Here is an 18,729-nt window from a genome sequence, read left to right on the forward strand (position 1 = left end):
CTATATCAGATGATACTCCGTAATCAGATTCAGCGCCTGACTCCGGTTTTTTGCCCCCAGCTTCTGATAGATATTTTTCAGGTGATACTTGACTGTATTTTCCGACACGCACAGGGTCCTTGCAATCTCCGCATTCTTCTCGCCCCGGGCCAGAAGCTTCAGCACGTCGTTCTCATAGCTGGTGAAATTTTCCACCTTCAGGCTCTTCTTCTGTCTCAGATAGCCGGGATAAATCAGCATCTGGGCTCGGGCCGCCTTCAAAATCTCCTGGATATACGGATCCTTTCGCTCCTTCTCCCCGTACAGGGCGTTCAGAAGCTCGTAGACCGCCTCCCCTTCGTCCGCGAATACCCGGATGGTAGCTCCGACCGGTCTCCACCGCCTCTGTAAGGCTCTCCTGCCAGCCCTCTCTCTGCTGCCGGAATGCCTGTACCGCTTCCAGAATCCGTACCTGGATTCCCAGATAGGTCATCTGGTAACTGTCCGCAAAATCCCGCAGGGTCAGTAAAATCAACTCTGCCGGAACATACTGCTCCAGCCACAGATACACTCTGGCCTTCATCAGATACTGATAATACTCTACGCTTAGAAAACGTCCCCGTTCGTCCGGCGCTTCCTTTTTCAGCCAGCCCAGAATCCGTTTCTCATCATTTTTCAGCAGATGATACCAGATCCGGTGAGCCAACAGATTGCCATTCCAGTAGCAATCCGTCTCCTCTTCCTCCTCCAGCCGGTGAAGCAGAAAGGCTTCCGCACCGTCGGCTTGATTCCGGACTACCATCAGATCTGCCACCTTCAGGTTGCACAGCTTCTGCATCCGGAGATTTTTTTCCTGCACAGCCATACGGAAGGTCCTGGTAAAACGGTTCAGGGCTTCGTCCAGCTGGTTTCGCTCATAGAAGACCTCCCCCAGAAGAAATTCCGCCATAGACGCGTACTCTTCTCCTGCCAGCCGTCGAATCTCTTCCTCGTAGGGATTCTTCTCCCGCTTCCCAGCCCAGCGGAAAAACGCGCTGTAATCCTTATCACCGTGAAGCAGGGAAATGTTGCCCGGAATCTGCAACATCCGCCAGATCTCTCCGGTAGACGTATCTGCTTCCTCCACATGCTGCCAGATCTCCGAAAGCAGCTCCGGCGTCATGCTGCCTGTTCCTATCATCTTCAGGATCAGAAGCAGTGAGCCGGTATCCTTTTTCTCTCTCCGCTCCAGAAGCTTCCGGTATCTCTCATAGCCCTCCAGATTGCCGCCGATACATTCCAGCATGGCTCCTGCCATAATCAGACGCGGGTATTCCAACATATCCGGCAAAGGCTCGCTCAGACAGTAGTCCTCCAGAGAAAGGAAGGTCTCATAGCTGATGGGCCGGGACAAAATCCGATCCAGGAGCTCCGCCATCTTATCATGAAGCTTCAGAAGATCGGCGAAGCACAGGGCCGCCGTATAATCCTGCTTTTCCTCATAAAAATACATTGCCCTCTGATACAGTCTCTCCAGCTGCTCCGGAGTCGCGTATTTATGCATCATGCGGGCCAGGAACTGACGGAACAGCCTTACAAATCTCCATCGACCTCCTCCTAAGTCCTCCAGAATACTTCCTTTCTTCCGGAACCGCTGTACCAGAGCTCTGGCCTCATTTACCGATATATCCAGAATCGTCCACACCAGCTCCTCTGTCAGTTCTTCAAAGCAGGCCAGGCTTAAAAGGGCGTTCTGTTCCTCCACCTTCAGCGTCCGGAAAAACTTGATATCAATCCACCGGAATACGTCCTCCAGACACTGCTCTCTTTCCTGCCGTCCATAGCCGTGGACGCTGCCCCGCAGCGGTTCCTCCAGCATATAGATACACAGGGGCATATTGTCAAAATCCTTTTCTATATGAAGGTAGTCTTCCCGGTAAAGGCGGAAGCCCTTTTTCTCCAGATAAGCGCTTACCTCCCGGTTCTCCGGCCGGATATCGGGAACTCCGTATATCCGGAGACGTCCGGCCACCCGGAAGGGCATCAGTTCCTCCGGAAGCGGCGCTGTGGAGGTGAAAATCCATCGTTCCTCCCGGCCTCTTTCCCCAACCTTTGTCCAGAGCCGTTCCAGTCCGGGCTGTTCCAGCAGACGTTCCAGTCCCGGAACAATCCGCACTCCGCCCCTCGTGTCCGGTATCTGATCCAGATCAGTCACAATACAGGCGTCAAATTCCGGGTGGTGGGCCGCAAAATCCAGAACCAGCCTGTCCTTTTCCCAGCCTATAGGCGCATGAAAATAAAGAATGCCGTAATTTTTTAAATCCTCGCACATTCTCTGTTCCAGCTCCGGGTGTTCGATATGCAGTTCGTCTATTTCTGTTGTCTGCGTCTTTTTCATAGCTATATTATAACACAGGATTTTCATTTTAGGGTGTGCCGCGCATATTTCACTTTTTTTTATGAAAAAATAACTTGCTTCTTGTAGAATTTTGGGCTTTGGTGTATGATAAGAAGCGATTTTATATCCGACTTTGGTATGAGACAAGAGAGGAGTTCTATTATGAAGATTATCAAACAAGTTGGAATTATTTTCTCCATCTGCGCCCTCAGCGTATTGATCGAGCAATTTCTGCCCTTTGCCCTTCCGGCCAGCGTCATCGGTATGATTTTACTCTTTCTGCTTCTGCTGAGCGGCCTTCTGAAAATTGACCATATCCGGGAGAAATCAGACTTTCTGCTGGCCAATATGGCATTTTTCTTTATTCCGGCAGGCGTGAACGTCATCAATTATCTGGACATTCTGAGAGCCAACTGGCTTCCCCTGCTGCTGATTTGTGTACTGACTACCATCATTACTTTTGCGGCCACAGCCTACAGCGTGCGTTTCACCATGTATCTGCTTTCCCGCAGGAAGGGAGGCTGCCATGCGTGAATTATGGACTTCCCCTTACTTCGGCATTGCCGTAAGCGTCCTGGCCTTCTGGGCCGGGGAAAAGCTGCAGAAGAAGCTGAAATCGCCCTTCTGCAATCCGCTGCTCTTCGCTATCCTGGCTATCGTGCTTGTCCTGCTGGCCTTCGATATTCCTTATGAGAGCTACAACAACGGCGGCGCGGTCATCAATATGTTTCTGGCTCCGGCTACCGCCTGCCTGGCTGTATCCATCTACACCCGGATTCAGATTCTGAAGGAGAACGCCATTCCGATTCTGGTGGGCTGCACCGTAGGCTCCCTGTCCTCCATGGGCAGCGTCTATGTGCTCTGCCGGCTCTTTGGTCTGGACGAGGCCATGACTGCCTCCCTTCTGCCCAAATCCATCACCACGCCCATTGCGGTGGAGGTCTGCCAGAGCCACGGCGGTATCGTACCGGTGACCGTCATCGCTGTCATCTTCACCGGAATCCTGGGCAGCATCCTGGCTCCCTACCTGATCCGCATTTTCCGGGTGAAGAATCCCATTACCGCAGGTCTGGCCATCGGAGCCTGCAGCCATGCCGTCGGTACCTCCAAGGCCCTGGAGCTTGGAGAAACAGAGGGCGCCATGAGCGGACTGGCCATCGGCGTCTGCGGAATCATGACCGTTGTCTTTTCTATGGTGCTGTTATAATGTTGGACTAAAAAAAGAATCCCGCCTGGGATTCTTTTTTTATGGAATAGGAAATTCCGATAGAATTCCCTATTCCATAAAAGCAAGCAAAGCTTGCAAAGATGCACACTCGGCGCAGTAGTAGGTGGTTGCCAGGGCAACCGCGCCTCGGCGCAAGAATGTGCCGAGGGCACATTCTTTTTACAGAATATTCCGGAAATCATTGAACATCACCGCCAGCATCAAAGCCATCAGAAGCATCAGTCCCACAAAATGGACCATGCCCTCCTTCTCCGGATCGATCCGCTTGCCCCGGCGCAGTACTTCCAGCAGGAGAAATACCAGCCGTCCGCCGTCCAGAGCCGGAATCGGCAGCAGATTCATCACACCCAGGTTGGCTGACAGGAGAATCGAAATATTCAGCATATTCAGCCATACGTAAAAGCCGCCGTCCTCCCGGCTGGCCTCATAAGTATTTCCAATGGCATTCACGATACCCACCGGGCCTGAGATATCGTCGGCGCTGACCTGGCCGTGGAACATCATCGCCAGACTCTTCAGCGTGGTACTGATCCAGTATTTCACCTCATAAGCGCTGTAATATACCGTCTGGAAAACATTTCCTTTTGTCCGCACGCCGGAGCCCTGAAAGCCCAGGAGATACGTGCCATACTCGCTCATTTTCGGCTCCAGCGTCACCGCATGGCGCTCGCCATCCCGCTCATAAGTCACCGTAACCGTCTCACCCTGGTGCATCTGCACGTAGAGACTGACCTCCCGGTACACGTGGATATGGGTCTTATTCATCTGCACGATCCGGTCGCCGGGCTGCATACCGGCTTCCGCCGCCGGATAGCCTTCCATGACCTTCACCACGTCCGGCGCGTCGTAGCCGATACTCCCCACGATAAACAGCGCCATAAAAAAGGCCAGTATAAAGTTGAAAATGGGGCCTGCCGCCACCACGGAAATCCGGGTCCAAACGGATTTGCTACCAAAGGAATTCTCCTCGTCGCTCTCCCCGTCCTCTCCCACCATCATGCAGGAGCCTCCAAAGGGCAGGAGCTTCACGGAATAGCGGGTCTCTCCAATCTGCTTACTGAAGAGTCTGGGGCCCATTCCCAGAGAAAATTCCGTCACGCCGATGCCGCCCCGCTTGGCCAGCAGAAAATGGCCGAACTCATGGAACAGCACAATCAGGCTAAATATCAGAAGCGCAAGTATGATTTTCAACTTACCACCTGCTTTCGATAAATTCGTATACCGCCTGCTCCGTGTCCAGAATCTCCTCCACAGACGGATTTTCTTTTACCTTATGATGCTCCATACAGGTCTCGATAATCTCCGGGATCTGCAGGTACGCAATCTTCCGGTCCAGGAATTTGGCTACCGCCCGCTCGTTGGCCGCATTGTATACCGTGGGCATGGAGCCGCCCGCAGCCGCCGCGTCAAAGGCCAGTTTCAGACCCCTGAAGGTCTCCATATCCGGCTTTTCAAAAGTGATTTCCGTAAGCTTCCAGAAATCCAGCCGCTCGCCCGGCAGGAAGCGCCGCTCCGGATAATACAGGGCGTACTGAATCGGCAGCTTCATATCCGGTGTGCCCAGCTGCGCAATCACCGCGCCGTCCACGAATTCCACCATGGAATGAATGATACTCTTGGGCTGCACCACAATCTGGATATTCTCCGGTTCCACGCCGAACAGCCATTTTGCCTCCATCATCTCCAGTCCCTTGTTGACCAGGGTAGAGGAATCGATGGTGATTTTCCGGCCCATGGCCCAGTTCGGATGCTTCAGGGCATCCTCCACCTGGATATTCTTCAGATCCTCCAGCTTCTTTCCGCGGAAGGGTCCGCCGGAAGCAGTCAGCAGAATCTTCTTAAGCTGGCTGCGGTTTTCTCCGTGCAGGCACTGGAAAATAGCGCTGTGCTCGCTGTCCACCGGCAGAATCTGTACGCCGGTCTCCTTCGCCAGGGGGATGATGATGTGGCCTGCGGTCACCAGAGTCTCCTTGTTGGCCAGGGCGATGTCTTTTCCTGCTTTCATGGCCGCAATTGTAGGAACGATTCCTATCATTCCCACGATGGCCGTCACCACGATCTCCGCCTCCGGCAGTGTGCAGATCTCGATGAGTCCATCCATACCGGATACGACCTTCACGTCCAGATCCTTCACTGCATCCCGCAGTTCTTTTGCTTTTTCCTCGGTCCAGACTGCCACCAGACGGGGATGAAATTCCCGGATCTGTTCCTCCAGCTTCTTTACATTGCTTCCGGCTGCTAGAGATACGATCTCCAGATCGCCGTTATTTCTCGCTACTTCCAGGGTCTGGGTTCCTATGGATCCCGTAGAGCCCAAGATTGCTATCTTTTTCATTCTTTTCTCCTCATTGCCTTATGAACCTTTATCGTCTGAACATCAGAAGCGTCAGTACATAGATAATCGGCGCGGTAAAAATCACACTGTCGAACCGATCCAGAATACCGCCGTGTCCCGGAATCAGATGTCCGTAATCCTTGATATTGTGGTTACGCTTGATGGCAGACGCCGCCAGATCACCAATCTGGGACACTGCTCCGCCTGCCGCGCACAGAATCACGCAGCCCTGGATATCCAGGTCAAAAATCATGCCGTAGATGGCGCCCAGAAGCGCAGCGCCCACGATACCGCCGATACCGCCCTCCACGGACTTCTTCGGGCTTAACACCGGAGCCATCTTATGCTTTCCAAACAGAATCCCCACCGCGTAGGCGCAGGTATCGCAGCCCCAGGAGCAGATAAAAATCAGGAAATACACAATCGGCGTATCTCTTCCCTCAATGGAAATCATGCGGGTCTGATACAGGAAAGAAAGCATTACCGCCACATATACCAGCCCGAAAAAGGGCGCGGTAATCTCATCGGTCCTGAATTTGGGAAATGTAAACACATAGATGCCCATCAGCACCATCAGAAAGCCCACCAGAAGCAGCGGCCCCGCCATGTTGAAGGCATCTCCCAGATAGACGGTTCCGTAATAAAGCACCGCGAAAACCAGACCGAATACGCCCGGAAGCTTCTTCTCCAGTCCGAACACCTTCAGGAATTCCCAGTATCCAATCAGGGAAATCAAAAAGGTAAAGCCAAACAGCACCGGACCGCCCACGATACCTGTGGATATGATAATTGCCAGCAGCACAATGCCACTTATCAGTCTCGTCAGAAATGACTTCATCTTATTCCTCCCTCACGCCGCCGTAGCGTCTGTCACGCTTATTATATGCCAGAATCGCTTTTTCAAGCTCCTCTTTGGAAAAATCCGGCCAGTGAATATCTGTAAAATAAAACTCCGAATAAGCAAGCTGCCAGAGAAGATAATTGGACAGGCGCTGCTCGCCGCTGGTGCGGATCAGCAGATCCGGATCCGGAATGCCTGCGGTATCCAGATACTGTGCAAAGGTCTCCTCGCTGATATCCGCCGCGCTTAATTTTCCGGCGTCCCGGTCAGCCGCCATCTTCTTCATGGCCCGCACCATCTCGTCCCGGCTGCCGTAGTTGATGGCGATCTGGAAATTCAGACCGTCATTGTCCTTTGAGGCCTCTTCCAGCTCCGCCACGCTTTTCCGGATATCCTCTGCCAACGCGGTCTTGTCGCCGATGACCCGGACCCGCATATGATTTTTCTCCGCCGTTTTCAGGCAGTTCTTCATATAATTTCGCAGAAGCTTCATCAGAGCGTCCACCTCCTCCTGGGGCCGCTTCCAGTTCTCTGTGGAAAAGGCGTAAACTGTCAGGTATTTAATGCCCATATTCCAGGCCTCCCGGCAGATGGTTTCCACTGTTTTGGCGCCCTGGGCGTGTCCGTAATTCCGGGGCATTCCCTTTGCCTTTGCCCAGCGTCCGTTGCCATCCAGAATGATGGCCACATGCTGTGGGATCTTGATGTCTTTTTCCATATTTTTACTTCCTCCATGGTTCTCTCCAGACACTTACGCTTATCTGTCTGAATCGCACAATGGGACGGGCAGCACAAAGATACCACCCGTCCCCTCGTATTTTTTCCTCCAGACCTTATACGGTCATAATCTCCTTGGACTTCTCGTCCACAGCCTTGTCGATGTCCGCAATGTACTTATCGGTTATCTTCTGGGTCTTGGTTTCCAGATCCTTCATATCGTCCTCGGAAATCTCATTGGCCTTGTTCTGCTTCTTGAAGACCTCGTTGGCGTCACGGCGGATATTGCGGATGGCTACCTTGGCAGCCTCGCCCTTCTTCTTGATATCCTTTACCAGATCCTTTCTGCGCTCCTCGGTCAGCTCCGGGAATACCAGACGGATCACGGTACCGTCGTTGGACGGGGTAATACCCAGATCCGAAGTCAGAATCGCCTTCTCGATGGCCTTAATCAGGCTCTTCTCCCAGGGCTGAATCTGCAGCATTCTGGGCTCCGGTACGGAAATGTTGCCCACCTGCTGAATCGGTGTGGGAGTTCCGTAGTAATCTACCTTCAGCTTGTCCAGCACGTGCGGATTGGCGCGGCCTGCGCGGATCGCTGTAAACTCGCGAATCATCGCGTCATAAGACTTGGTCATTTTTTCCTCATATACTTTCAATCTCTCATCCATATTCAAATCCTCCGATTCATTTATTCCGACTATACGGTAATTCTGGTTCCGTTGAATTTCCCTCTTACGGTATCCACGATGCTGTTCTCGCCCTCCAGGCCAAATACCAGCATGGGCATCTTATTCTCCATGCACATGATGGAAGCGGTCAGATCCATGACAGCCAGACGCTTGTCTACCACCTCGGCAATGGAAATCTCATCGTACTTCTTCGCCTCCGGGTTCACCTTGGGATCGCTGTCATATACGCCGTCGATGGCCTTGGCCAGCAGGATCACGTCCGCCTCAATCTCAATGGCGCGAAGAGTGGTACCCGTATCTGTGGAGAAATAGGGGTGTCCGGTTCCGCCTGCGAAGAACGCCACGCCGCCTTCCTCCAGGAAAGCTACTGCCTCGTCCTTGGTAAACAGCTTTGCGAAGCCGCCGCATACGAAGGGTGTAAATACCTGCGTCTTCATTCCGATGGAACGGAAAATCTCTGAGGTATAGATACAGTTCATAACCGTAGCCAGCATACCGATCTGGTCTGCCTTGGTACGCTCCATATTTTCACTGGTACGGCCTCTCCAGAAGTTGCCGCCGCCGATGACGATACCCACCTGAATGCCGTCGTCCACCAGGGTCTTCACCTGCTTTGCCACGCCCAGAACGGTAGCCTCATCAAAGCCTGTGTGCTTCTCGCCCGCGAGAGCCTCACCGCTTAATTTCAATAATACTCGTTTCATGTTCGGATCTCCTTTTGGTCTGCAGTGCGCCCACTGCTCAATACTAGATTCAGTATAGCACACCTGTCCCCTCTATTTCAATCAAAATATCCATTTACCCCTTCGATCAGTCCGTCTGCCAGCCTGGATAAGGCCTCGTCGCTGTGATCCGAGCAGGCATTGCCAAGCTCCATATCCACGGAGGGAATGGTGCTGTAGGAGGTCTGGGTCAGATCAATGCTCATCTGTCCATTCTTGTAAATGGCTGCGCCCTGATTCTGAAGGCCTGCAATCAGAGCCGCCCCCAGCGCGTCGTGCTGCTGCCAGTGGGACGCCACCGGCTCCATACTTTTCAATGCGTCCGGCACGGAGATATAAAAGCAGCCCTTATCATAACTAAGGCCGTCCCCGTCCCAGTGGAGGGCGATATGGCAGTCAGCCACGTTATTGCAGATGACCGTCCGGGCCACATTGTCCAGCTGCACATCGTCGCCGTCTCGCAGCATCAGCACATCGTACCCCGCCGCCAGCAGCCTGTCCCGGAAAATCTGCGCCATTCTGAGGGTCACGCTCTTCTCCGGCGTGCCGTCCTGAAAGGTCATGCCGCCGGATACTGCTGCCGCCCTGGTGGCTCCCGCCCCTGTGCTGCCTCCCGTGGTCTTGGCTGAGCCGTCCGGATGGCAGAGGGTTTTGACACTGCTGCCTCCCGAGGTTCCATGGCCTGCGTTGACGCCAATGATGATATCCTTCCGGTTCTCTGCCGCCCGGTACAGAACCGCCGCGCCACTGTGAATGGCGGAGTGGTCGGCGTACTGCCAGGTATCGTCCAGGGAAATGAGCTGACCGTCCTCGTAATTTATCACAGAGGCATCGTCAGCTGGTTCACTGTTGTCTGCCGCATCTGTCGCTTCTGTATCTTCTTCCATAGAAGCTGTATCTGCCTTCTGAACGTCTCTTTCATCAGCCCCATCGACAGTCTCTCCTTCGGCCCCTGAATCGTCCGCCACATCCGCCTCCGACTCTTCTTCCTCCGCTACAGTCACACTCTCCTGCTGCGCCGCCTCGTCCGTCTTATCTTTGCCGCAGCCCCACAGGCTTACTGCCAGCAGACCCGCCAGAAGTCCCCGTACTATTTTCCGCTTCATCCCCGTCCTCCTATCGCTATACGCAAAAACACCGTTTATATCTGACGGCTTCTATTCTATCAGATACAAACGATGTTTTCTACTTTTTCAATATTTAAAATCGGAATTCGAAATCCGACCCGCCTTACTTTCCGCGCAGGACAAACGCCCTGCTGCATCCCTTCAACCGTACTTTTATGACTTATGCAAATGGATTTTCCGTCGGATAACGTACTCCTGCCGGCTGGTTATAACCGATTTCTTTTACATCTACGCCAATATATTTAAATACTTCATACAGCGCTTTTCCATAGTGACCGAACACTACCGCTCCGTGATGGGGGAAATTGCCCTCAATCAGTACATGGCGGTAGAAGCGCTTCATCTCCGGAATCGCGAAGATGCCGATTGCGCCAAAGGATCGGGTTGCCACCGGAAGGACCTCGCCGTTGGCCACATAAGCCCGGAGAATGTTGTCTGCGGTACTCTGCAGACGGAAGAAGGTAATATCGCCCGGAGCGATATCTCCCTCCAGGGTTCCCTGGGTAACCTCCTCCGGCAGACTTCTCGCCATAATCAGCTGATATTTCATCTGGCAGAAGGACAGCTTCTTGCTGCTGGTATTGCCGCAGTGGAAACCCATAAATACATCCGTGCTGCTGTAATCGTATTTGTCTTTGATATCTTCGTTATATAAATCATACGGCACTGTATTATTGATATCAAGTAATGTTACGATATCATCGCTTACACAAGTTCCGATGAACTCGCTTAAGCAGCCGTAGATATCCACCTCACAGGATACCGGGATTCCCCGTCCGGTCAGACGGCTGTTGACATAGCACGGAACGAATCCGAACTGGGTCTGGAACGCAGGCCAGCATTTTCCGGCAATGGCCACGTATTTGCGATATCCTCTGTGCTCCTCAATCCAGTCGAGCAGCGTCAGCTCATACTGGGCCAGCTTCGGCAGAATCTCCGGCTTCTTATTGCCGTCGCCCAGCTCCTTCGCCATATCTGCAGCCACTTCCGCGATACGCGGGTCTCCCTCATGCTTCTTAAACGCTTCAAAAAGATCCAGCTCTGAATTTTCTTCAATCTCCACGCCCAGATTATACAGTTGCTTAATCGGCGCGTTGCAGGCCAGAAAGTTCAGGGGGCGGGGTCCGAAGCTGATAATCTTCAAATCCGAAAGTCCGACGATGGCTCTCGCAATCGGAACAAACTCATGGATCATGTCCGCGCATTCCTCCGCAGTTCCCACCGGATATTCCGGAATATAGGCTTTGATATTTCTCAGCGCCAGATTATAGCTTGCGTTCAGCATACCACAGTACGCGTCTCCGCGTCCCTGAATCAGATTATCGCCGCTCTCTTCGGCTGCCGCCACGAACATTTTAGGACCATCAAAATGCTTCGCAAGCAGAGTCTCTGAAATCTCCGGTCCGAAGTTTCCAAGATATACCACCAACGCGTTACAGCCTGCAGCCTTTACATCCTCCAGCGCCTGCACCATGTGAATTTCACTCTCTACGATACAGACCGGACATTCATAGATATCCGCCTCGTCGTATTTTGCCTTATAAGCGTCCACCAGCGCCTTTCTCCGGTTTACGGAAAGAGACTCCGGGAAACAGTCGCGGCTGACCGCCACGATACCGATTTTTACCTTTGGAATGTTGTTCATCATTTACTACCTCCTGATATGTTTTATTTAACAGAAATATTTTTTCCTGTGAGTCCGATGTAAGCTTCTTCCTCCTGCTTTTATCTGATAAGTTCAAACAGCGGCTTGCACGCCGGATAGATCTGACGGAACTGCTGATATTTTGCCTCATACTTTTCCACAAGCTCCGGCTCCGGTTCTACGGTGCCGATTACCTTCACCAGCTTTTCCGCCGCTTCTTCCACATTTTTATATTCGCCGCAGGCCACGGCCGCCAGCATGGCTCCGCCAAGGGCCGGTCCTTCTTCGCTCTCAATCATATCCACCTTCAGGTTCAGGACGTTGGCCATAATTTTTCTCCAGAGCGGGCTCTTTGCTCCGCCGCCGCAAATCTTCGTTCTCTCAATATGGAGTCCCAGGGATCTGGCCACCTCCAGGGAGTCCCTCAGCGCAAACGCCACACCTTCCAGAACCGCCTGAGTCATATCAGTCCTGCTGGTGTCCATGGTCATGCCGATAAAGGTTCCCCTGGCGTTCGGATTATTATGCGGAGAACGCTCCCCCATCAGATAGGGCAGGAAAAACACATGATTCTCGCCAAGCTTTTCTATGTCCTTTTGCTCTGCCGCATAATCCCCGGTTCCGACAATCTCTTCCATCCACCATTTGTTGCAGGAGGCCGCGCTGAGCATGCAGCCCATCAGATGATAATGACCGTCCGCATGGGCGAACGCATGAAGGGCATTGTTGCGATCTACGCCGAATTTTTCAGAAGAAATGAAGATGGTTCCACTGGTTCCCAGGGAAATATTACATCTTCCATCCCCCACCGTCCCGGTTCCTACTGCCGCTGCCGCATTATCGCCTGCGCCCGCCACAATTCTCACTGTCTCCGGAATATCCAGCTCCTTCGCAATCTCCGGAAGCACATTGCCGACTGTCTCATAGGACTCATAGACCTTTGCCATCTGCTCTTCTGTTACCCCACAGATTTCCAACATTTCGGACGACCATTTTCTGTGCTTTACATCAAAAAGCAGCATTCCGGAAGCGTCGGATACATCGGTACAGTGTACTCCGGAAAGTCGGTAGGCAATGTAATCCTTCGGCAGCATGATTTTTCGGATCCGTGCGAAATTCTCCGGTTCTTTGTTTTTCACCCACAAAATTTTCGGAGCAGTAAAGCCGGTAAACGCGATATTCGCTGTATACCCGGAAAGCTTTTCCTTCCCAATTATCTGATTCAGGTAATCGCATTCTTCATAGGTCCGCCCGTCATTCCAGAGCAACGCAGGACGAATTACCTGATCCTGGTCATCCAGAATCACCAGTCCATGCATCTGTCCGCCAAAACTGATACCCGCCACCTGACTCCTGTCACATTCTGAAAGCAACTCCTTTAATCCATTCATCGTCTGCGCGAACCAATCCTCCGGCTTCTGCTCCGACCAGCCCGGGTTCGGAAAATAAATTGGGTATTCTCTGGACACGATTTTTTCAATCCGTCCTTTTCCATCCATCAGAAGCAGTTTTACTGCGGATGTACCGAGATCCACTCCCACATACAGCATCCCATGTCCTCCTTTTCTCTTTGCACGTTGCGTGCCCGTGCACGCTTTTTGTTTTTATATTACAATATCCGGAAGAGTTTTTCAACACTTTGCCGTCATTTTCCTCCCATCCCCTTATTTTTATTAATTTTGTATAGTTTCCAACCTGTATTCACCAATTTCAAGCACTTTTTTTGTGTATTTTTCTCTGATTTACACGTAGCACGCCGCGCAAAAAGTACACGTGCACGCAAATCAGCATTGACAGAAACGCTGCTTTCCTGTATTGTCAGTATAAAGTATTTTTTGGAGGCATTTCATGACTACTATCAAAGAGATTGCCGACTTGGCGGGCGTATCCCGCGGCACCGTCGATCGGGTATTGAATAACAGAGGCGCTGTCAATCCAAAGACAGCAGAGAAAGTTATGAAGATAGCCCAGGCGATGAATTACCGACCAAACCGGGTCGGACTTGCGCTGGCTACCCAGAAAAAGAAATATAAAATCGGCGTAATTCTGTTCAGCGAACATAACCCTTTTTTCGATGAGGTTATGGCCGGGGTGCAAAGCAAAACGGAAGAGCTGCAGGATTTTGGCTTTACCATCCTCACAAGGCGTGTGGAATTCGACCTGCACGCTCAGCTTGCCGCTATCGACAGCCTCATGGAAGCCGGCATCCACGGGCTGATGCTGGCACCCTACAATCACCCGCTCATCCAGCAGAAAATTGATGAACTGGCCGGGCAGCAGATCCCCGTTGTAACGGTCAATACCGATATCGAGGGTTCCCGTCGGATAGCTTATGTCGGCAGTGATTATTTCCGCGGCGGCTGCATAGCAGCCGGCCTCTTTCATCTGATGACAGCCGGAAATATCGAGCTTGGCATCATCACCGGCTCCTCAAACGTACTTTGCCACAGTGAACGAATCCGCGGGCTGTGCCATACGCTGGAGGCATCTTATCCGCGGATTCAGATAACCGATATTGCAGAAATTCATGACGATGAATTCGAAAGCTATGCACTCACAAGGGAGCTGCTTGATACGCATCCCAAAATTGATGCTCTCTTCTTTGCTGCTGCAGGCGTCTATGGCGGCTGCAAAGCAGTCATGGAATCCGGTCGGCATCCGAAAATCATCACCTTTGACGAAGTACCCACCACTCTGGAGATGCTGCACAAAGGCGTCATCTCTGCTACTATCAGCCAACAGCCCCATCGCCAGGGCTCCCGCTCCCTTGATCTGCTCTTTGAGTACATTACTTCCGGCACTCTCCCAGAACAGGAACTACATTATGTGGAGCATTCCATAAGGATTAAAGAAAATTTGTGAACCATTCTTATAATTTCAAAAGGCCACCGCAAAATCAGGAACTCTGACTTGCAGTGGCCTTTTTATTTCCACAGGCTTTTATTTCTTCCCATATTTTTTGCTGATTCCCACGACCACGCCGCTTAAGGCAAGGAGCGCCATGGCGTTCGGGATGACCATCAGTCCGTTGAAGAAATCGGCCAGCTCCCATACCAGGTCTACCTTCAAAGTGGAGCCCACGATAATGAAGGCCACGACGATGATGGAGTAGACCTTCATGGCCTTTTTACCGAACAGATACTGCACATTGATCTGTCCGAAGAAATGCCAGCTTAAGACCGTGGAGAAGGCGAAGAACAGAAGACAGATGGCTACGAAGATGTCGCCGAAGCTTCCGAAGCCTCTCATGAACGCTTCCTGGGTCAGGGCGATGCCGCCCTTGCCGGAATCCATGGCTCCTGTGGTCAGCACGGAGAATACCGTCAGGTTCAGTACGATAAAGGTATCGATGAATACGCTGATCATGGCGGTCAGTCCCTGCTCGTGGGGATTCTTCGCCGCTGCCCGCGCGTGGGCGTGGGGTGTGGAACCCATACCGGCCTCATTGGAGAAAAGTCCCCGGGCTACGCCATAACGGATGGCTTCCCGCACCGTGATACCTGCTGCGCCGCCGACCACTGCGGTCGGATTGAAGGCTCCTACGAAAATCATTTTGAACGCGTCCGGAAGAGCGGTGATGTTCATGCCAATCAGAATCAGGCTTCCCACGATATAGATTCCTGCCATAAACGGCACGATTCTCTCTACCACAGCCGCCAGTCTGGTGGTGCCGCCTACGAAGATGAACGCCGCAATTACAGCCAGAATGATGCCGATGGCTACCGGCGGGATATTGATATTCCGGGATTCAAAGACGCCGGAAAAGGCCGCGCCGATGGAATTGGACTGTACCATATTGCCCATAAAGCCCAGGGCCAGGATGATGAAAATGGCGAAAATCACAGCCAGCACCCGTCCGAAGGTTCCTTTAAATGCCTGGTGGATATAGTAAACCGGACCTCCGGTCACTTCTCCGTCTTTCTTGGTCTTATATTCCTGGGCCAGGGTTGCCTCGCCGTAGATGGTAGCCATTCCGAAGAATGCGCTGACCCACATCCAGAAAATAGCCCCCGGGCCTCCGGCGATCAGCGCCGTGGCCGCGCCGGTCAGGTTGCCGGTACCTACCTGGGCCGCTATGGCCGTAGCCAGAGACTGGAACGGGGTCATCTCGCCCTCCTTCCGCTCTCCGCCGGATGACTTAAAGTGTCCAAATACAAGGCGGCAGCCCTCTCCAAACTTCCGTACCTGAATAAACTTCAGACGGATCGTAAAGAAGATTCCCGTACCGCACAGGATGATGAGCAAAATCAGTCCCCACATCCATTCATTCACTGCTTTCACAAATTCCAACATCGCTTTTTCCCTCTCTTTTTCAACATTTTACCGCGCGCCCGGGCGTTTTCCCGATTTTTGCGCAAAAATAAGAGCTGATTTTTCAATCAGCCCTCCAAAGAGTAGAACAATCTGCTTATGTAAGCCCTGTCCTTTTGCCTGAGAGATAGACAGACGCATCGCATCTGTGTTACACCTTCGGCGCTCATAACCTGAGACTCTCCAGAGTTCATCGATTCGTGTTTTTTCGATTGTATCGACTATAGCACACTTTTGTCCGCCTGGCAAGGACTATTTGCAAATTTTTTCTCTTTTATCGTTTTTCGCCTTATTTTTTTCTTTATACCAGCCACAGCTTTTTAGCGGCAGTCACTGCCTCTGCCCGGCGTCTGACACCCAGTTTTCCCAGAATGTGGCTCACATGGGTTTTCACGGTACTAATCTTGATGTTCATCATTTCCCCGATTTCCGCATTGCTCTTGTCCGCGCAGATCAGGCGCAGAATCTGAAGCTCCGTGGCCGTCAGGGCTGTCGTGAGGGAAAGGGAAGGCTGCAGGAACAGCGGATAAAAGGCAGCCTGGGCCAGGACGTCCCGCAGAAGCTTCTGCCGCCACTCCTCGCCGCCTCCGGTGTAGGACAGCTCCTCCAGAAGCGGCAGCACCGCCGCGCCGTATGCACTGACCGTGCGGACAAAGCTGTATTCCGCCGCCGTGTCGAGGGCCTGTCGTAGTTTCTCCCGCCAGCCTGCGTCCCGCTGCCGATACATAGCCAGTGCCTGCAGGATATGCAGATGAATGCTGTCGATATGCCGCCTGCAGGTCTCACAGTAGGGTTCCATCGGCGCAAGGGTCAGAAGCGCCGCGTCCGGCCGATTCTGGGCCAGCTCCACCATGGCCTGGGTCAGATAACGGTATCGCTTCATCACATTAAAATTCAGCGGAGAGCGGGGCGCGCTGCTCCGATACCATTCGTCCGCCTCCTCCGTCGCGCCCCGGTACAGGGCAATCCGGCAGAGCAGCGCGTTGATATTGGCTCGGAAGCGTGTCTGACCGCTATCCGCAAAACGCCGTTTCAGTTCTTCCACGGTCCGTCTGGCCTCCTCGGCCTGGCCTGCCGTCACCTGGCTGCGGGCCAGAAGCCCGGTCACCGCGAACTCCATATCCGGCGTACCGTTCCGCTGAATCTCCCCCATATGGGAAATCAGGAACAGCAGACGACGGCTGATATCCTCCCCCTTTTCAAATTTGCTCTCGGCAATGGCGCAGTCCGCCAGGCCCACGCCGTCCCGGCCCAGCACCGTTTCCACCGGCAGTCTCATGGTCCGGTACAGCAGATCGTCCTTCCTGCTCCAATCCGAGAAATCCTTTCCGCCGTTCATGACGCTCGGCAGGGTGCTGGTCACAGAAAAAGAAGACAGGGTCAGCTCTTTTTCTGTCAGCAGGCGGAAGACCGCCGGAATGGTCTCCAGCATTCCCTCCACCGGCCGCTGAGGCAGGGAGATATCCAGCCAGGCCAGGCGACTTCGCGCCTGACGGCCTGCGCCGTCCCGGCGGTCGCAATTCTCCGCGAACTGCTGAATCTCCCGGTACCACCGTTCGGATTCTTCATAATCCCCGCTCAGCGCGCAGAGCATGCTCATCCCCTGCATCAGGGAGGGGGAGGATTTCAGCTCCTGCTCCGAAAGACTTTTGTAATATTTTTCCATTTTTCTGTAATGGCCCATGCCAGGATGTAGCTCCGCACCACGGATCAGAAGGTTCGACACCCGGGAATGCTCTCCACTGCGGGTGTAGCACTCCAGCGCGTGGGAATAATCATCCCGCAGTTCATAGTACATGCCGCCGCGGCTATAGATGGAACGGCACTGCTCCGGCGTGTATTCCCGCTCCATCTCCCACAGCAGGAATTTCCGGAACTGCGGCCAGAAATGAAACCGGGCGATGCCGTCATAGCGCAGCATGGTCGTATGACTCTGCAGCCACTCCAGCAGCTCCCCCACGTGAGGATTGCCGCTGACCATGCGGGCCATCTCCATATCGAAACGATCAAAGGGCGCCATTTCCAAAAGGAGGCGGCGGATCGGCAAATCAAAGCGCCGGTACACGGCTGCTTCAAAATAGCGGAAAACCTCCCGGTAGGCCTGCGCCACCAGCCCCGGCGTGAAGGAGCGGCCTCCGGCCATGAGCTGCGCCGTCAGTTCTACGCCCATGGGGTATCCGATGGATTTCTTCAGGATCGCGCTGATCTCCGAATCCGTCACCTCCACCTGCCGGTTCCGGAACAGCGCCCGGATATCCTCCCGGTCAAAGAGCAGCCCGTCCGCGTCCACCACAGTCATCAGGCCGGTATAGCCGAAGGCCAGCAGGCATCCGGGCGGCACGCCCCGGGATAACAGCACAAAACGCCGTTCCGTTTTTTTTCGGATCAGTTCGCACAGCCTCTGCTGCTCTTCCTCCTGCATCAGCTGCAGATCATCCACCAGCAGAATCTTCCAGTCCGGGTCTGTCTCTGCCCGTTCAAAGTCCGGCTTCTCCGCCTGCATCCGGCGGACCTTCCGTCCCCGGAGCAGCTCTTCTGCCACCACCGTCTTTCCGAAGCCGCAGGGCGCGCTCAGGAAAAAGATTCTTCCATGCTTCATGCTGTGCTCAAACTGCTGTGCCACTACCGGCTTTATGATAATCCGGCTTTCTTCCATTCCGGTTTCCTCACTTTCCGCATCTGTTCTGTTACCATCTTACCAAGTTCTCCGGCTTCTGTAAATCATTCCGAAGTATGATTTTTTAGTTCCGGGCGG

General features: G+C 53.1%; 16 protein-coding genes and 1 riboswitch. Of the genes, 3 read left to right on the forward strand and 13 right to left on the reverse strand.

Going from position 1 to position 18,729, the window contains the following annotated elements; genetic code table 11:
- Positions 1-195 (reverse strand): response regulator transcription factor, encoded by a 195-nt coding sequence (locus OCV63_RS06825; RefSeq protein ID WP_317245706.1) that lies wholly within the window; start codon positions 193-195, stop codon positions 1-3.
- Positions 173-2,356, reverse strand: coding sequence for a tetratricopeptide repeat protein (locus tag OCV63_RS06830; RefSeq protein ID WP_158363046.1), 2,184 nt, complete (start codon positions 2,354-2,356; stop codon positions 173-175). The genes OCV63_RS06825 and OCV63_RS06830 overlap by 23 nt, the downstream gene beginning before the upstream one ends.
- Positions 2,357-2,518: 162 nt before the next feature.
- On the opposite strand from OCV63_RS06830, the gene OCV63_RS06835 reads away from it, so the two are divergent.
- Positions 2,519-2,890, forward strand: coding sequence for a CidA/LrgA family protein (locus OCV63_RS06835; protein WP_158363048.1), 372 nt, complete (start codon positions 2,519-2,521; stop codon positions 2,888-2,890).
- Complete coding sequence (locus tag OCV63_RS06840; RefSeq protein ID WP_158363050.1) at positions 2,883-3,563, forward strand: LrgB family protein; 681 nt, start codon at positions 2,883-2,885, stop codon at positions 3,561-3,563. The genes OCV63_RS06835 and OCV63_RS06840 overlap by 8 nt, the downstream gene beginning before the upstream one ends.
- Before the next feature lie 180 nt (positions 3,564-3,743).
- Here OCV63_RS06840 and rseP read toward each other — a convergent pair whose 3' ends face one another.
- The 9 genes from rseP to xylB all read right to left on the reverse strand — a co-directional run bounded on the left by rseP (position 3,744) and on the right by xylB (position 13,213).
- On the reverse strand, positions 3,744-4,775 hold the full coding sequence (gene rseP / locus OCV63_RS06845) for an RIP metalloprotease RseP (protein WP_158363052.1): 1,032 nt from the start codon (positions 4,773-4,775) through the stop codon (positions 3,744-3,746).
- 1 nt (position 4,776) lies between these two features.
- Positions 4,777-5,919: a 1-deoxy-D-xylulose-5-phosphate reductoisomerase gene (gene dxr, locus OCV63_RS06850; protein WP_158363054.1), complete on the reverse strand. Its 1,143-nt coding sequence runs from the start codon at positions 5,917-5,919 to the stop codon at positions 4,777-4,779.
- A 28-nt stretch (positions 5,920-5,947) separates the two neighbouring features.
- Positions 5,948-6,757, reverse strand: a complete 810-nt coding sequence (locus OCV63_RS06855) for a phosphatidate cytidylyltransferase (RefSeq protein ID WP_158363056.1) — start codon at positions 6,755-6,757, stop codon at positions 5,948-5,950.
- A 1-nt stretch (position 6,758) separates the two neighbouring features.
- Positions 6,759-7,466 carry an isoprenyl transferase gene (locus OCV63_RS06860; RefSeq protein ID WP_416862002.1) on the reverse strand — a complete coding sequence of 236 codons (708 nt, stop codon included), beginning with the start codon at positions 7,464-7,466 and terminating at the stop codon, positions 6,759-6,761.
- A gap of 127 nt (positions 7,467-7,593) precedes the next feature.
- Positions 7,594-8,148 carry a ribosome recycling factor gene (gene frr / locus OCV63_RS06865; protein WP_158363060.1) on the reverse strand — a complete coding sequence of 185 codons (555 nt, stop codon included), beginning with the start codon at positions 8,146-8,148 and terminating at the stop codon, positions 7,594-7,596.
- A 29-nt stretch (positions 8,149-8,177) separates the two neighbouring features.
- Positions 8,178-8,873, reverse strand: coding sequence for a UMP kinase (gene pyrH / locus OCV63_RS06870; RefSeq protein WP_158363062.1), 696 nt, complete (start codon positions 8,871-8,873; stop codon positions 8,178-8,180).
- Positions 8,874-8,950: 77 nt separating this feature from the next.
- Positions 8,951-9,997 (reverse strand): N-acetylmuramoyl-L-alanine amidase, encoded by a 1,047-nt coding sequence (locus OCV63_RS06875; RefSeq protein ID WP_158363064.1) that lies wholly within the window; start codon positions 9,995-9,997, stop codon positions 8,951-8,953.
- A gap of 181 nt (positions 9,998-10,178) precedes the next feature.
- Entirely contained in the window at positions 10,179-11,663 is a 1,485-nt protein-coding gene (locus tag OCV63_RS06880) for an L-fucose/L-arabinose isomerase family protein (protein WP_158363174.1), read from the reverse strand.
- Between the two features lie 80 nt (positions 11,664-11,743).
- On the reverse strand, positions 11,744-13,213 hold the full coding sequence (gene xylB / locus OCV63_RS06885) for a xylulokinase (RefSeq protein ID WP_158363066.1): 1,470 nt from the start codon (positions 13,211-13,213) through the stop codon (positions 11,744-11,746).
- Between the two features lie 298 nt (positions 13,214-13,511).
- Between xylB and OCV63_RS06890 the strand changes: the two genes are divergently transcribed.
- Entirely contained in the window at positions 13,512-14,525 is a 1,014-nt protein-coding gene (locus tag OCV63_RS06890) for a LacI family DNA-binding transcriptional regulator (RefSeq protein WP_158363068.1), read from the forward strand.
- 78 nt (positions 14,526-14,603) lie between these two features.
- On the opposite strand, the gene OCV63_RS06895 is transcribed toward OCV63_RS06890, so the two are convergent.
- Both OCV63_RS06895 and OCV63_RS06900 read right to left on the reverse strand, forming a co-directional pair.
- Complete coding sequence (locus OCV63_RS06895; protein ID WP_158363070.1) at positions 14,604-15,956, reverse strand: alanine/glycine:cation symporter family protein; 1,353 nt, start codon at positions 15,954-15,956, stop codon at positions 14,604-14,606.
- Between the two features lie 116 nt (positions 15,957-16,072).
- A riboswitch (glycine riboswitch) is annotated at positions 16,073-16,171 on the reverse strand.
- 104 nt (positions 16,172-16,275) lie between these two features.
- Positions 16,276-18,630: a LuxR C-terminal-related transcriptional regulator gene (locus OCV63_RS06900; protein WP_158363072.1), complete on the reverse strand. Its 2,355-nt coding sequence runs from the start codon at positions 18,628-18,630 to the stop codon at positions 16,276-16,278.
- Positions 18,631-18,729: the final 99 nt, after the last annotated feature.

Origin of the sequence: Laedolimicola ammoniilytica (assembly GCF_025567165.1) — a bacterium.
In the GTDB taxonomy this organism is placed as follows: domain Bacteria; phylum Bacillota; class Clostridia; order Lachnospirales; family Lachnospiraceae; genus Laedolimicola; species Laedolimicola ammoniilytica.